The 13,797-nt window shown below is 67.5% G+C and carries 12 protein-coding genes; 3 read left to right on the top strand and 9 right to left on the bottom strand.

The window, feature by feature from the left end; translation table 11 throughout:
* Nucleotides 1-32 precede the first annotated feature (32 nt).
* The 3 genes from QMO14_RS11460 to QMO14_RS11450 all read left to right on the top strand — a co-directional run bounded on the left by QMO14_RS11460 (nt 33) and on the right by QMO14_RS11450 (nt 2,794).
* On the top strand, nt 33-1,019 hold the full coding sequence (locus QMO14_RS11460; RefSeq protein WP_301507284.1) for a quinone oxidoreductase: 987 nt from the start codon (nt 33-35) through the stop codon (nt 1,017-1,019).
* Between the two features lie 153 nt (nt 1,020-1,172).
* Nucleotides 1,173-1,574: a response regulator gene (locus QMO14_RS11455; protein WP_301507281.1), complete on the top strand. Its 402-nt coding sequence runs from the start codon at nt 1,173-1,175 to the stop codon at nt 1,572-1,574.
* Between the two features lie 209 nt (nt 1,575-1,783).
* Complete coding sequence (locus QMO14_RS11450) at nt 1,784-2,794, top strand: bile acid:sodium symporter family protein (RefSeq protein ID WP_301507279.1); 1,011 nt, start codon at nt 1,784-1,786, stop codon at nt 2,792-2,794.
* 15 nt (nt 2,795-2,809) lie between these two features.
* On the opposite strand, the gene QMO14_RS11445 is transcribed toward QMO14_RS11450, so the two are convergent.
* The 9 genes from QMO14_RS11445 to ileS form a co-directional block, all read right to left on the bottom strand.
* Nucleotides 2,810-4,471 carry a Na/Pi cotransporter family protein gene (locus QMO14_RS11445; RefSeq protein WP_301507277.1) on the bottom strand — a complete coding sequence of 554 codons (1,662 nt, stop codon included), beginning with the start codon at nt 4,469-4,471 and terminating at the stop codon, nt 2,810-2,812.
* A 74-nt stretch (nt 4,472-4,545) separates the two neighbouring features.
* Nucleotides 4,546-5,397 (bottom strand): phosphodiesterase, encoded by an 852-nt coding sequence (locus QMO14_RS11440; protein WP_301507275.1) that lies wholly within the window; start codon nt 5,395-5,397, stop codon nt 4,546-4,548.
* The gene (locus QMO14_RS11435) at nt 5,394-6,458 is read right to left on the bottom strand and encodes an ABC transporter ATP-binding protein (RefSeq protein ID WP_301507272.1); all 1,065 of its coding nucleotides are present in this window, start codon (nt 6,456-6,458) and stop codon (nt 5,394-5,396) included. The genes QMO14_RS11440 and QMO14_RS11435 overlap by 4 nt, the downstream gene beginning before the upstream one ends.
* On the bottom strand, nt 6,448-7,248 hold the full coding sequence (locus QMO14_RS11430; RefSeq protein ID WP_301507270.1) for an ABC transporter permease: 801 nt from the start codon (nt 7,246-7,248) through the stop codon (nt 6,448-6,450). Before QMO14_RS11430 ends, QMO14_RS11435 begins: the two co-directional genes overlap by 11 nt.
* A gap of 10 nt (nt 7,249-7,258) precedes the next feature.
* Nucleotides 7,259-8,098 (bottom strand): iron ABC transporter permease, encoded by an 840-nt coding sequence (locus tag QMO14_RS11425; protein ID WP_301507268.1) that lies wholly within the window; start codon nt 8,096-8,098, stop codon nt 7,259-7,261.
* A gap of 16 nt (nt 8,099-8,114) precedes the next feature.
* Nucleotides 8,115-9,125, bottom strand: coding sequence for an ABC transporter substrate-binding protein (locus QMO14_RS11420; RefSeq protein WP_301507266.1), 1,011 nt, complete (start codon nt 9,123-9,125; stop codon nt 8,115-8,117).
* Between the two features lie 52 nt (nt 9,126-9,177).
* Entirely contained in the window at nt 9,178-10,215 is a 1,038-nt protein-coding gene (locus QMO14_RS11415) for a LacI family DNA-binding transcriptional regulator (RefSeq protein ID WP_301507265.1), read from the bottom strand.
* Nucleotides 10,216-10,360: 145 nt separating this feature from the next.
* Nucleotides 10,361-10,873, bottom strand: coding sequence for a signal peptidase II (gene lspA, locus QMO14_RS11410; protein WP_301507263.1), 513 nt, complete (start codon nt 10,871-10,873; stop codon nt 10,361-10,363).
* The gene (gene ileS / locus QMO14_RS11405) at nt 10,873-13,722 is read right to left on the bottom strand and encodes an isoleucine--tRNA ligase (protein WP_301507261.1); all 2,850 of its coding nucleotides are present in this window, start codon (nt 13,720-13,722) and stop codon (nt 10,873-10,875) included. Before ileS ends, lspA begins: the two co-directional genes overlap by 1 nt.
* Nucleotides 13,723-13,797 lie beyond the last annotated feature (75 nt).

The raw sequence follows: 13,797 nt of genomic DNA, 5'->3' as shown, positions 1-13,797 counted from the left end.
TCTTTCCTTTCCAGAGCGTGGAGACCGCAACGATGAAGAGCAAAGCCGTCCGTATCGACCGCAATGGCGGTCCCGAAGAACTCAAGATCGTCGAGGTGGAAGTCGGCGAGCCCGGCCCGGGCGAGATTCGCATCCGCCACAAGGCCGTGGGCCTGAACTTCATCGACACCTACCAGCGCAGCGGGCTCTACCCGTTCCAGATGCCGCTGCAGCTCGGCATGGAGGCCTCGGGCGTGGTCGAGGCGGTGGGCGAGGGCGTCACCCACCTGAAGGCCGGCGACCGCGCCGCCTATGCCAGCCAGCCGCCCGGTGCCTACAGCGAGTTGCGCGTGATGCCGGCGAAGAACGTCTGCAAGCTGCCCGACGACATCTCCTTCGAGACCGGCGCGGCCATGATGCTCAAGGGCCTGACCACGCAGTACCTGCTGAAGAAAACGCTGCCGGCCGAAGGCCTGCAGGCCGGCGACTTCATCGTGTTCCATGCCGCGGCCGGTGGCGTCGGGCTCATCGCCTGCCAGTGGGCCAAGGCGCTGGGCCTGCAGCTGATCGGCACGGCCGGCAGCGACGCCAAGTGCAAGCTCGCGCTGGAGCATGGCGCGGCCCACGCCATCAACTACAGCACCGAGAACTTCGCGGCGCGCGTGAAGGAGATCACCGGCGGCAAGGGCGTGAAGGTGGTGTACGACTCGGTGGGCAAGGACACCTTCGAGGGCTCCATCGACTGCCTGCGCCCGTTCGGCCTGCTGGCCATCTTCGGCAACGGCTCGGGCCCGGTGCCGCCGGTCAACCTCGGCGTGCTGGCCTCCAAGGGCTCGCTCTACATCACCCGGCCCACGCTTTTCACCCACATGGCCACGCGCGAAAGCACGCAGGCGATGGCCGACGACCTGTTCGCCGTTGTGCGCAGCGGCGCGGTGAAGATCCCGATCGACCAGCGCTATCCGCTGGCCGAGGTGCAGCAGGCGCACCGCGACCTGGAAGCGCGCAAGACCACGGGCTGCACGATCCTCACGCTCTGACTCCGAGCGGGCAGGCCGCGCCGGTCTTGTCCTACCGGCGCAGGGGTGTCATGCCTTCGACTTGTGCCCAGCGCAATTTGTAGCCTGTGGAAACACAGCGCAAAGGCCAAAGGCGGCATAAGGCGCAGGCACACAGTTCAGAGGCAGCATCCGATGACCCCCGTTCGCACCTTCATCGTCGAAGACAACCCCACAATCCGCCGCAACCTCGCGGGCACCCTGCGAGAGGTGGCGAGGGTCGAGCCCGTCGGCGAGGCGGAGACCGAGGCCGAAGGTTCGCGCTGGCTCTCGGGCAATCTCTCGCAGTGGGACCTGGCCATCGTCGACCTGTTCCTGAAGGACGGCACCGGCTTTCGCGTGCTGGAGGCCTGCCGCAACCGCAGCCCCTCGCAGAAGATCGTGGTGCTGAGCAACTACGCGACGCCCGACATGCGGCGCAAGTGCACTCATCTGGGCGCCGATGCCGTGTTCGACAAAGCCACCGAGATCGAGGACCTGATCGAATATTGCCTGCGCCACCGTCAGGCGCAGTTCAGTTCGTCCACGGCACACTGAAGACGTGTGGTGAGGCGCTGTGGCGGGTCATTTGCCGGCCCCCCGGCGGCAAATACCGGAATTGGCCGAAAATCTCCCCCTGAAGGCGCGAGGAGCACGCGCCGGGCTCCGCAAAGTGGCGACCAGATTCATGCGCGGAAATCACACATTCCCCTGCTGAGTCGGCCCGCGCACCTGCAACGCGCGTGGCGTTCGTCCCGAGTTGCAACATGTCCCGCCCCCGTTTTCTTCCCGACAACTTCACCCTCGCGCTTCTCTCGGTCGTGACCCTCGCCAGCCTGCTGCCGGCCAGCGGGCGCCCCGCGCACTTCTTCGAGGGGCTGACCACGGTGGCGATCGGCCTGCTGTTCTTCCTGCACGGGGCCAAGCTGTCGCGCGAGGCGATCGTCAACGGGCTCATGCACTGGCGGCTGCATTTGCTGGTGTTCGCCAGCACTTTCGTGCTGTTCCCGGTGCTGGGGCTGGTGCTCAAGCCGATCCTGCTGCCGCTGGTGACGCCCGAGCTCTACACCGGCGTGCTGTACCTGTGCGTGCTGCCGGCCACCGTGCAGTCGGCCATCGCCTTCACCGCGATGGCCAGGGGCAACATGCCCGCTGCCATCTGCAGCGCGTCGGCCTCCACCTTGCTGGGCGTGTTCATCACGCCGGTGCTGGTCAACCTCGTGGTGCTGCCCAGCGGCGGCCATGGGGCTTCTTCCTCGCTGGACTCCATCGGCCGCATCCTGCTGCAGCTGATGGTGCCCTTCGCGGCCGGCCACCTGCTGCGTCCGCTGATCGGCAAGTGGATCCAGCGCCGCGCCGCGGTGCTGAAGTTCGTCGACCAGGGTTCGATCCTGCTGGTGGTCTACACCGCATTCAGCGCGGCAGTGATCGAGGGGCTGTGGAAGCAGGTGCCCGCGCACGCGCTGGTCGGCCTGCTGGTGGTGTGCGCGGTGGTGCTGGGCCTGGCGCTGAGCCTCACGACGCTGCTGGCGCGCAAGCTGGGCTTCGACACGGAAGACGAGATCACCATCGTCTTCTGCGGCTCCAAGAAGAGCCTGGCCAGCGGCATCCCGATGGCGAAGGTGCTCTTCGCTTCGCATGCGGTGGGCGCGATCGTGCTGCCGCTGATGCTGTTCCACCAGATGCAGCTGATGGTCTGCGCGGTGCTGGCGCAGCGCTATGCGCGGCGCGGGCGCGACGAGGCTTCGCTGCTGAAGACGGCCGGGCAGGCCAAGTAAGAACCAGGAGGGCGCTCAGCCCTCGATCTTCCCCAGCCGCGATTCCCTCAGCCGGCTGGGCGCCAGCGCTCCGGCCGACTCCAGGATCGGATACGCGATCGAGCAGATGTGCGAGTTGATGCGCTTCAGGTCGCTGATCAGGTCGATGTGCAGCGAGCTGGTCTCGATGCTCAGCGTGGTGCGGTCCGACAGCCGGTCGAGGTGGGTGGTGGCGTAGGCCCGTTCCAGGTCGCGGAAGCGCGCCTTTTCCTCCAGCAGCTTCTGCGCGTCGCGCACGTTGCCGTTGAGGAACACGCTCATGCTCAGCCGCAGGTTGGCCACCAGCCGCCCGTGCAGCTCGACGATCTCGGCCATGCCGGCTTCGGAGAAGTTGCGCTGCGGTTTGATCTTCTTGTCCTCGACGTCGATGATCACCCGTTCGATGATGTCGCCGATCTGCTCCATGTTGATCGTGAAGCTGATGATGTCGGTCCAGCGGCGGCTTTCCTCCTCGCCCAGCGCCTCGCGCGAGATGCGCGTCATGTAGTACTTGATGGCCGAGTAGAGCTCGTCCACCGTGTCGTCGAGCTGGCGCAGCTCCTGTGCCAGGCGCAGGTCGTTGTGTCGGATCACGTCCAGGATGCCGATCAGCATGGTCTCCACCACGTCGGCCTGGTGCAGCGCCTCGCGCGCGGCGTTCGAAATCGCGAGCGAGGGCGTCGACAGCGCCGAGGGGTCTAGGTGGTGCGGCCGCATGGTGCCGGCCGGCTGCTGAGGTTGCGGCAGCAGGTGCGTCACCAGCCTGGCGACCAGCTGGGTGAGGCCGATGAAGCCCACGCTGATCACGATGTTGAAGGCCAGGTGGAACAGCACCACGCCGTGCGTCTGGTTCGGCAGCTGGGGCTGCACGTAGCGGATCCACAGGCCGACGAAAGGCGCCACGATGGCCACGCCCAGCGCCTTGAAGAGCAGGTTGCCGATGGTCACCTGCCGCACCGCCACCGCCGACTTGGCCGTGGTCAGCACCGCCAGCAGGCCGCTGCCGAGGTTGGCGCCGAGCACCAGTCCGAGCGCCACGTCCAGCGGCACCACGTTCGAGCTGGCCATGGCCGCCACCAGCAGCACCACCGCCAGGCTTGAATAGGCCACGATGGCCAGCACCGAGCCGATGGTGATTTCCAGCAGCACGTCGCTGTTGATCGACGCCAGCAGCGCGCGGATGGCGGGCGAGGAGAAGAGGGGCTCGGTGGCTTCCACCACCAGCTGCAGCGCCAGCAGCATCAGGCCCAGCCCGATCAGCACCCGGCCGACGCGCCCCGCCACGGTGGCCGAGCGCGTGATGAAGAGCACCACCCCCACGAAGATGAACATCGGCGAGAGCCACGAAAGGTCTGCCGAGAACAGCACCGAGATCAGCGCCGTGCCCACGTCGGCGCCCCGCATCACCGCCAGCGCCGCCGGCAATGTGACCAGCCCCTGCCCGACGAAGGACGAGGTCATGAGCGAGGTGGCGGTGCTCGACTGCACCAGTGCCGTCACGCCGATGCCCGAGAGGGCGGCCGTGAAGCGGTTGCGCATGCTCTGTACGAGGATCTTGCGCAGGTTGGCGCCGAACACGCGAAGAACACCGGTTCGGACCAGGTGCGTGCCCCAGACCAGCAGGGCCACCGCCGCCAGCAGATTCAGGAGGTGCTTCATGGAGGTCGGGTTCTATCCTTTCTTTTCGTTATGGTTCGTTTTCGACCCCATTTTCCACAAGTGAGCGCTCAGGGCTAGTCGATGAGCGCTCCGTTGTCGTGGAACGGGTAGGGCCCCTCGAAGCTGCCCGATGCAGCCAGATGGGTGACGAGCCGGCGCTCGCGCGCGGACCAGGCATGCACCCGGAACGAAGGCGGCTCCAGCGTCCAGGCCGAGTCGGCATTGGGCGCCAGGTCGAGGCAGACCTGATGGGCCTGCGCCGGCGAGGTCGAGGCGATGGTGCCGCCGAAACGCACGTCGATGGCCCGGTGCAGGTGGCCGCAGATGATGCGCTCGACGTTCGGATGGCGCGAGACCAGTGCTTCGAGCGCATCGGCGCCCTCCAGCAGGCCGATTTCGTCCATGTGGCCGATCAGCGTCTCGAAGGGCGGATGGTGCATGGCGATGACGACCGGCTCGCCGCGGCAGGCGTCGAGCTGCGCCTCCAGCCAGGCCAGGCGCTTCTCGCACAGCGAGCCGTGGCTGGCGCGGGGCACGCAGGTGTCGAGCGCGAGCAGCCGCAGGGCGCCGATGCGCACCGAGTACTGGATGAAGCCGCCGTCATCCGTGCCCAGGTAGGCATGGTCGGGGAAGCTGCGGCGCAGCTGGTCGCGGTCGTCGTGGTTGCCGGGCATCAGGTAGACCGGCATGGTCAGCGGGGCCAGCAGGCGGGCCAGGTGCTCGTACTCGGCGGCGCGGCCGAAGTCGGTCAGGTCGCCGGTGACGACCACCGCGTCGGGCTGCTGGCGCAGGGCCAGCACCGACTGCACCGCGCGCTCCAGATACGGCGCCGTGTCTATGCGGCCATAGGCCAGCCTGCCCGGTTCGCGGATGTGCAGGTCGGTGAGCTGGACCAGGATGGTGTTGGCGGTTTCGGTCGTCGTCATGCGATGGTTTCTTCCTGCGACGTCATCAGGCGTTCGGGCTGGATGCGAAGCCCCACCGTGTCGCCCGGCCCGAAGGGATTGTCGCGCCCCACGTCGGCCATCAGCATGGGCTGGTCCTGCGCGCGCAGGTGCAGCTGAACGCGGTCGCCGAGGAAGGTGCGGCGCTCGACAACGGCGGCGCCCCAGTCCAGCTGGGGTGTGCCGACCTCGATGTCCTCGGGCCGCACCAGCAGGGTTTCATGGCTGCGCCACGCCTGCGGGCAGGGCAGGGTCGTTCCTCCGAGTCGGACAACGCCCTGGGCGATGGCGTCCTGCCCGCGCTCCAGCCGGTTGACCCGGCCCAGGAACTCGGCCACGAAGGGATGCGAGGGCGCGCGATACAGGTCTTCGCCGCGGCCCACCTGCACGATGCGGCCCGCGCGCATCACCGCGAGGCGGTCGGCGATGGCCAGCGCCTCCTGCTGGTCGTGCGTGACGTGGATGGCCGTGATGTGCAGGCGGCGCAGCAGCTCGGCCAGCTCGTCGCGCAGCGATTCCTTGAGCTTGGCGTCGAGCGCGGCCAGCGGCTCGTCGAGCAGCAGCACGCGCGGGCGCACGGCCACTGCGCGCGCCAGGGCCACGCGCTGGCGCTGGCCGCCGGAGAGTTCGGAGGGGCGCTTGTTCTCAAGGCCGCCCAGCCGCACCAGGTCGACCAACTCGCCGACGCTGCGCTTCTCTTCCTCGGGCGAAACGCCCCGGATGCGCAGGCCGTAGCCGATGTTGGCCGCCACGGTCATCTGCGGAAAGAGCGCATAGCTCTGGAACACCATGCCCACGCCGCGCTGCTCCACCGGGCGCTGCGTGACGTCCTGGTCGCCGAACACGATGCGGCTGCCCGCGTCGGGAGATTCCAGCCCGGCGATCAGCCGCAGCAGCGTGGTCTTGCCGCAGCCCGAGGGGCCGAGCAGCGCCAGCACCTCGCCGGCCTCCACGCGCAGGCTGGTGGGCTGCAGGCCGCGCGTGCCGTCGGTGTAGGTCTTCGCGCAGTTGGCGATGTCGATGGGGATTCGTTCAAGTTCCATGGCGCTTCTGAATGAGATTGGCAAGGTACTGCAGGCCCCACAGCACCGGAAGGATGACGGCGAAGAAGACCAGCGTGTAGGCCGATCCGATCTCGATGCGCATCGAGGCATAGCTGTCGGCCAGGCCCACGGGCAGCGTGCGGGTGAGCGGCGTGTGCAGCATCCAGGTGAGATTGAACTCGCCCACCGAGAGCGTGAACACCATCAGGCTGCCGGCCACGATGGCCGGGAACACCGCGGGCACCAGGATGCCCATGAAGCGCTGGCGGAAGTTCGCGCCCAGCGAGCGCGCGGCCTCCTCGAGCGCGAGCAGCTCGTCGCGCTGGAAGGCCGAGCCCACGGTACGCACCATGAACGGCAGCGTGAAGACGATGTGGCCCACGAGGATGAAGGCGAAGCTCTGGCGGAAGGCGGTGAGCTGGCCGTAGGCGAGTATCAGCGCGAGCGCCGTGGCCAGCCCCGGCACCGCGACCGGCAGCGTCAGCAACTCCTCGAAGACGCGTGCCGCGCGCGAGCGGCTGCGCGCCAGCGCGTAGGCGCAGGGCACGCCCAGCAGCACGGTGCCGGCGACGCAGGCCACGGCCAGCGCGAGCGACCAGCCCACGGTGCCGCCGTAGTTCTCCCACACCTCGGCCAGCCAGCGCAGCGTGAAGCCGCTCTTGATGCCCGTGCTGTAGTTGTTGACCAGGCCCGCCATCACCGACAGCAGCATGGGCGCGATCATGAAGAGGCTCACGATCACCGTCACCGCGAACAGGAACGGAGCCTTCGGTTGAGTGTTCTTGCGCATGGTGCGAGCCTCAGCGTGCGACGGGGTTGGCGCCGAAGCGGCGCGCCACGAACAGCACCATCCAGGTCACCACGCCCAGCGCGATCGACAGTGACGCGGCCAGTGCGAAGTTGGCGTAGTTGGTGAACTCGTTGTAGATGGTGATCGGGATCACCTCGAACTTGCTCGCCAGCGTGAAGGCGGTGCCGAATGCGCCCATCGAGGTGGCGAACAGGATCGCGCCGCAGGCCAGCGTGGTGGGCGCCAGCTCGGGCATCCACACGTCGCGCGCCACGCGCAGCCGCGAGGCGCCCAGCGAACGCGCGGCTTCCTCCAACTGCGTGTTCATCGATTCGGCCGCCGCGGCGTAGGTGGCGATGGCGCGCGGCAGCGAGAAATAAAGGTACGCCAGGAACAGCCCGAGCAGGCCGTAGGCGAAGGTGATGCGTTGGCCGAAGAGGCTGTCGCTCAGGTCCGCGACCACACCTTGCCGCCCGCCCAGCAGGATCACGAAGAAGCCGATGATCACGCCCGGGAACGACAGCGGCAGCGTGAGCAGCGACAGCAGCATGCGCTTGCCGACGAAGGCGCGGCGCGCGAGATAGATGCCCACGGCCGCGCCCAGCACCAGCGTGGCCAGCGTCACGGCGACCGAGAGCACGACGGTGTTGACCATGCTCGCGAGGTAGCGCGCGTCGGTCAGCACCGCGAAGTAGGTGGCCCAGCCCTTGCCGGCGGGCAGCGTAAGCAGGCGCACCACCGGCAGCAGCCAGAAGGCCGCGAAGAAGGCGGCCGCGGGCGCGACGCAGGCCAGCAGGCGCCAGCGCGGGTTCCAGGCACTGGCGGTCTTGGAGGATGTGGCTTGCGTCATCGCGCGCGGGGTCCGCTCAGCGGACTTCCTTCAGGTACTCGTCGGAGAAGGCCTTCTGAGCGKCGGCCATGCGGCCGTAGTCCACGCTCTTGGCGCGGGCGTATTCGCTGGCTGGCAGGAACTGCGCTTCGATGTCCTTGGGCATGGCGTTGGCGCGTACCGGACGCAGGTAGGCCTTGGCCCAGATCGCCTGGCCTTCGTCGGACAGGGTGAAGTCGAGCACCTTCTTCGCGTCGGCCGCGTGCGGGGCCTTGGCGACCAGGCTCATCACGTAGGGCACGGCGAGAGTGCCCTMGCTCGGGATCACGAAGGCGACGTTGGCCTTGTCCTTGTACTTGGCGCGGTAGGCGTTGAAGTCGTAGTCGAGCAGGATCGCGATCTCGCCCGACAGCACGCGCGCGTACGACGTCTGCTTCGGCACGATGGGCTCGTTCTTCTGCAGCGCCTTGAAGTAGTCGATGGCCGGCTTGAAGTTGTCGAGCGTGCCGCCGCGCGCCTCGTTCACCGCGACCGCGCCCACGTAGCCGACGAAGGCCGAGGCCGGGTCGAGGTAGCCGATCAGGCCCTTGTATTCGGGCTTGAGCAGGTCGGCCCACGACTTCGGCACCGGCTTGCCCTTGAGCGCGTCGACGTTGACCATGAAGCCCAGCGTGCCCGAGTGGATGGTGAACCAGTTGCCGGCCGGGTCCTTCATGCCGTCGGGAATGTCTTTCCAGGCGGCGGGCTTGTAGGGCTCGACCAGGCCGTCCTTGGCGGCCTGCACCGCGAAGGTCACGCCGAGGTAGGTGACGTCGGCCACGGGGCTGGCCTTCTCGGCCGACAACTGCGCGAGCGACTGGCCCGAGTTCTTGTTGTCGGGCGGCACGGTGATGCCGGTCTTGGCCTTGATGGCCTTGAGCTGCGTGCCCCAGTCGGCCCATTCGGTCGGGCAGTTGTAGCAGATGGCGGTCTGGGCCATGGCGCTGCCAGCGGCGAGCGCGGTGGCGATCAGCCCGAGGCGGGCCAGGCGATGAAAGCTGAGAGACATGATGAGAAAGCTCCTTGGATGGATGTAGGCAGTCAACGAGGGGTTATGAGGGTCAGGGAATCGCGGTGTTGTTGTCGTGTCTGTTGTTTTGGCTCTCGTGCACCGAGGCGCACGACTCGCCGTCTCGGAATGAATGGGCAAGCAGCAGGCTCGCGTCGGCCTGCAGCGCGGCGCCGCTGGCCATGGCCTGGATCAGCAATTCGACGCTGTGGCGGCCGATGTCGCCGCTGGGCTGGGCGATGGTGGTGAGCGCGGGCGTGAGGTCTTCGCCGAGCGCGATGCCGTCGAAGCCGACCACGCTGAGGTCGCCGGGCACCGACAGGCCGCTGAGGTACGCGGCGCGGATGCTGCGGATGGCCAGCAGGTCGTTGGAGCAGATCAGCGCGGTGGGCCGGTTGCGCGCCTGCAGCTGCTTCGAGAGCGCATCGACGGCCGTTTCGACGAAGGGCACCTCGATGAGCGCGGGCGCCGGCAGGCCGGCCTCGGCCATGCCCCTGCGGTAGCCGCGATAGCGCTGCTGCGCGCGGTCGGAGGCCGCAAGCGTGCCGCTGACCATCGCGATGCGGCGGTGGCCCAGCAGCACGAGCCGCGCCACCGCGTCGGCCACCGCGCCTTCGCTGTCGACCGACACGCAGGGGTGCGCGGGATGGCGGTTATAGGCCAGCACGTAGGGCACGCCGGCCGCCTGCAGGCGGGGCAGGGCGGCGGAGGTCGAGGGGTTCGAGACCACGAGGATCAGGCCATCGACGTTGCCGGCCAGCAGCAGGTGCACCGCGCGCTCTTCTTCGTCGATCCGGTAGCCGGTGGTGATCGGGATGATCGCGTAGCCCCCGGCGATGGCCGCGCGGGCGATGCCCTGCAGGCATTCGGCGAACGTGGGGTTCAGCAGGGTGGGAAGCACCACGCCGAGCACGCGGCTGCGCTGGGTGCGCAGGGTGCGCGCGCTGGCGTTGGGCACGTAGTTGAGCTCGCGTGCCACGCGTTCCACCAGCTCGCGCGTGGCGGGCGTCACCTTGTCCGGAAAGTTGAAGGCGCGCGAGACGGTGGCCACCGAGACCCCGGCTTTGGCTGCAACGGCTTGGATGCTCATCGTGCGGTGTTCATGTAATCGATTACATTGAACCGCGGCAGTATGACTTTGTTATGACATCGGGAGAAAGCGGGAAAAACCCTCGGCCTTGGCGCGAGCGAAGGCCCAAATAAGAAGGGGCCCGGCGGGCCCCTTCGAGAGAACGTTACTTGCCCCGGCGAACCCGCCGGATCTCGTCGACGATCAGGCAGATCGCCCCGAGCGTGATGGCGCTGTCCGCCGCGTTGAAGGCCGGGAAGTACCAGTTGCCCGCGTGGAAGCTCAGGAAGTCCACCACGTAGCCGTGCATCATCCGGTCGACCACGTTGCCGATGGCGCCGCCCAGGATGCAGGCCATGGAGAACGAAAACAGCTTCTGCCCAGCGTGCGACTTCAGCATCCACACGATGAACACCGCCGCGCCCACGCCGATGGCGGTGAACAGCCAGCGCTGCCAGCCCGAGTGGTCGGCGAGGAACGAGAAGGCGGCGCCCGTGTTGTGGGCGCGCACCACGTTGAAGAAGCTGGTGACGTAGGTGGCGTCGCCGAGCTTGTAGTAGCCCAGGATCAGCGTCTTGGTGAACTGGTCGATGATCACGATGATCACTGCCAGCCCGAGCCAGGGCCAGATGCTGCTGCCGCGCGAACGCGAGGCCGACATGGAGCGGGCGGCGGCCATCAGGCAAAGCTCCGCGATTCGCCGGCGCCGAACAGGTTGCTGGTGCAGCGCCCGCAGATGGTCGGGTGGGCCGTGTCGTGGCCCACGTCGTCGCGGTAGTGCCAGCAGCGTTCGCACTTCTGCGCGGTGCTCGGCGTCACCACCGTCGACAACGTCTCGCCGGCCGCCAGCGCGATGGCCGAGGTGATGAAGACGAACTTCAGGTCATCGCCCAGCGAGCCCAGCAGCGCGAAGTCATCGGCCGTGGCCGTCAGCTGCAGGTTGGCCTGCAGCGACGAGCCGACCTTGCCCTCGGCGCGCACGGCCTCGATGTCCTTGTTGACCACGTCGCGGATTTCGCGGATGCGGTTCCATTTGGCCAGCAGGGCCTCGTCGGGCGCTTCGAACTTGCTGTAGGTCTGCGTGAAGATCGAGTCGCCCGGCTTGCCTGTGCCCACGATCTTCCAGGCTTCCTCGGCGGTGAAGCTCAGGAAGGGCGCCATCCAGCGCAGCATCGCCTGCGAGATGTGCCACAGCGCCGTCTGCGCGCTGCGGCGTGCCAGCGAGCCCGGGGCCGTCGTGTAGAGACGGTCCTTCAGGATGTCCAGGTAGAAGCCGCCCAGGTCTTCCGAGCAGTAGATCTGCAGCTTGGCCACCACCGGGTGGAACTCGTACACCTTGTAGTGCGCGAGGACCTCGGCCTGGAACTGCGCCGCGCGCGACAGCGCGTAGCGGTCGATCTCGAACAGCTGGTCGAGCGGAACGCCGTCTTTTTCGATGTCGAAGTCGCTGGTGTTCGCGAGCAGGAAGCGCAGCGTGTTGCGGATGCGGCGGTAGGCGTCGACCACGCGGGCGAGGATCTTGTCGTCGCCCGCGATGTCGCCCGAGTAGTCGCTCGCGGCCACCCACAGGCGGATGATTTCCGAGCCCAGCTTGTTGCTGATTTCCTGCGGGTCGATGCCGTTCTTGAGCGACTTGCTCATCTTGATGCCCTTGGCATCGACCGTGAAGCCGTGCGTCAGCAGGCCCTTGTACGGTGCGCGGTCTTCCAGCATGCAGGCGATGAGCAGCGACGAATGGAACCAGCCGCGATGCTGGTCGTGGCCTTCGAGGTACAGGTCGGCCTCGGGGCCCGTCTCGTGGTGCACCGTGGGGTGCGTGCCGCGCAGCACGTGGGAGAAGGTCGAGCCCGAGTCGAACCACACCTCGAGGATGTCGGTGCTCTTGGTGTAGTGCGGCGCGTCTTCGGCACCGAGGATTTCCTCGACGGTGACACGGCTCCAGGCCTCGATGCCGCCCTTCTCGACGATGTCGGCGGCCTGGTCCAGGATTTCCATGGTGCGCGGATGCAGCTCGCCAGAATCCTTGTGCAGGAAGAACGGGATCGGCACCCCCCAGCTACGCTGGCGGCTGATGCACCAGTCGGGGCGCCCGGCGATCATGTCGTGCAGGCGCGCGCGGCCGTTCTCGGGGTAGAAGCTGGTCTGCTCGATGGCGTCGAGCGCGGTCTGGCGCAGCGTCTTGGGGGCCTTGTCCTTGGTGAACACGCCTTCGCCCTCGTCCATGCGCACGAACCACTGCGCCGCGGCGCGGTAGATCACCGGCGTCTTGTGGCGCCAGCAGTGCGGATAGCTGTGGGTGATGGTCTCGGTGGTCAGCAGGCGGTTGGCATCGCGCAGCGCGGCGATGATTTCCGGCACGGCCTTCCAGATGTTCTGGCCGCCGAAGAGCGGGAAATCGGGCGCGTAGCTGCCGTTGCCCTGAACCGGGTTCAGGATGTCGTCGTAGGCCACGCCGTGGGCGATGCAGGAGTTGAAGTCGTCCACGCCGTAGGCGGGCGAGGAGTGCACCAGGCCCGTGCCGTCGGTGGCGGTGGCGTAGTCGGCCAGGTACACGGGCGACAGGCGCCGGTAGCCGGCGTCCGCGTCGTACAGCGGATGCTCGAACTCCAGCCCGCCGAGCTTCTCGCCCTTGACCGTGGCCAGCACCTTGCCGTCCAGCGCATAGCGCGTCATGCACATCTCGACCAGCGAGTTGGCCAGGATCAGCAGGCCGCGCTCGGTGTCGACCAGCGAGTATTCGAGGTCGGGGTTGAGGTTGATGGCCTGGTTGGCCGGGATGGTCCACGCGGTGGTGGTCCAGATCACGGCGAAGATGTCGCCGAGGATCGTGTGGTCGGTGCCGAAGGCCTTGAGCACCTTCTCGCGCTCGTGCGCCTTGAAGGCCACGTCGATGGTCTGGCTCTTCTTGTCGGCGTACTCGATTTCGAACTCGGCCAGCGAGGAGCCGCAGTCGAAGCACCAGTACACGGGCTTCAGGCCGCGGTAGACGAAGCCGCGCTCGATCACGCGCTTGAACGCGCGCAGCTCGCCGGCTTCGTTGGCGAAGTCCATGGTCTTGTAGGGATGGTCCCATTCGCCCAGCACGCCCAGGCGCTGGAAGTCGGCCATCTGCTGGGCGATCTGGCCGGTGGCGAAGGCGCGGCTCCTGGCCTGCATCTCGTCGCGGCTCAGGTTGCGGCCGTACTGCTTTTCGATGGCGTTCTCGATCGGCAGGCCGTGGCAGTCCCAGCCGGGCACGTACAGGGCGTCGTAGCCTTCGAGCTGGCGCGCCTTGGTGATCATGTCCTTCAGGATCTTGTTCACCGCGTGGCCCATGTGGATCTGGCCGTTGGCGTAGGGTGGGCCGTCGTGCAGGATGAACTTGGGCGCGCCATGGCGGGCGTCGCGCAGGCGGTGGTAGACACCTTCATCATTCCATTCCTTCACCCAGCCCGGCTCGCGCTTGGGCAGGTCGCCGCGCATCGGGAAGGGGGTGTCGGGCAGGTTCAGCGTGGAACGGTAGTCTTTGGGAGAAGCGGCGTCAGACATGTTGGGTACGAAACAGAGGGGGCTTCGACAGGCTCGGCCCGAACTGCCCGGAAAAAAGGAGCGCGTCGGTGCGGG

The sequence above is a fragment of the Variovorax sp. CAN15 genome, assembly GCF_030462475.1.
In the GTDB taxonomy this organism is placed as follows: domain Bacteria; phylum Pseudomonadota; class Gammaproteobacteria; order Burkholderiales; family Burkholderiaceae_C; genus Variovorax.
Note: the sequence above shows the minus strand (reverse complement) of the source record. Positions and strands in the feature narration are given on the sequence as shown.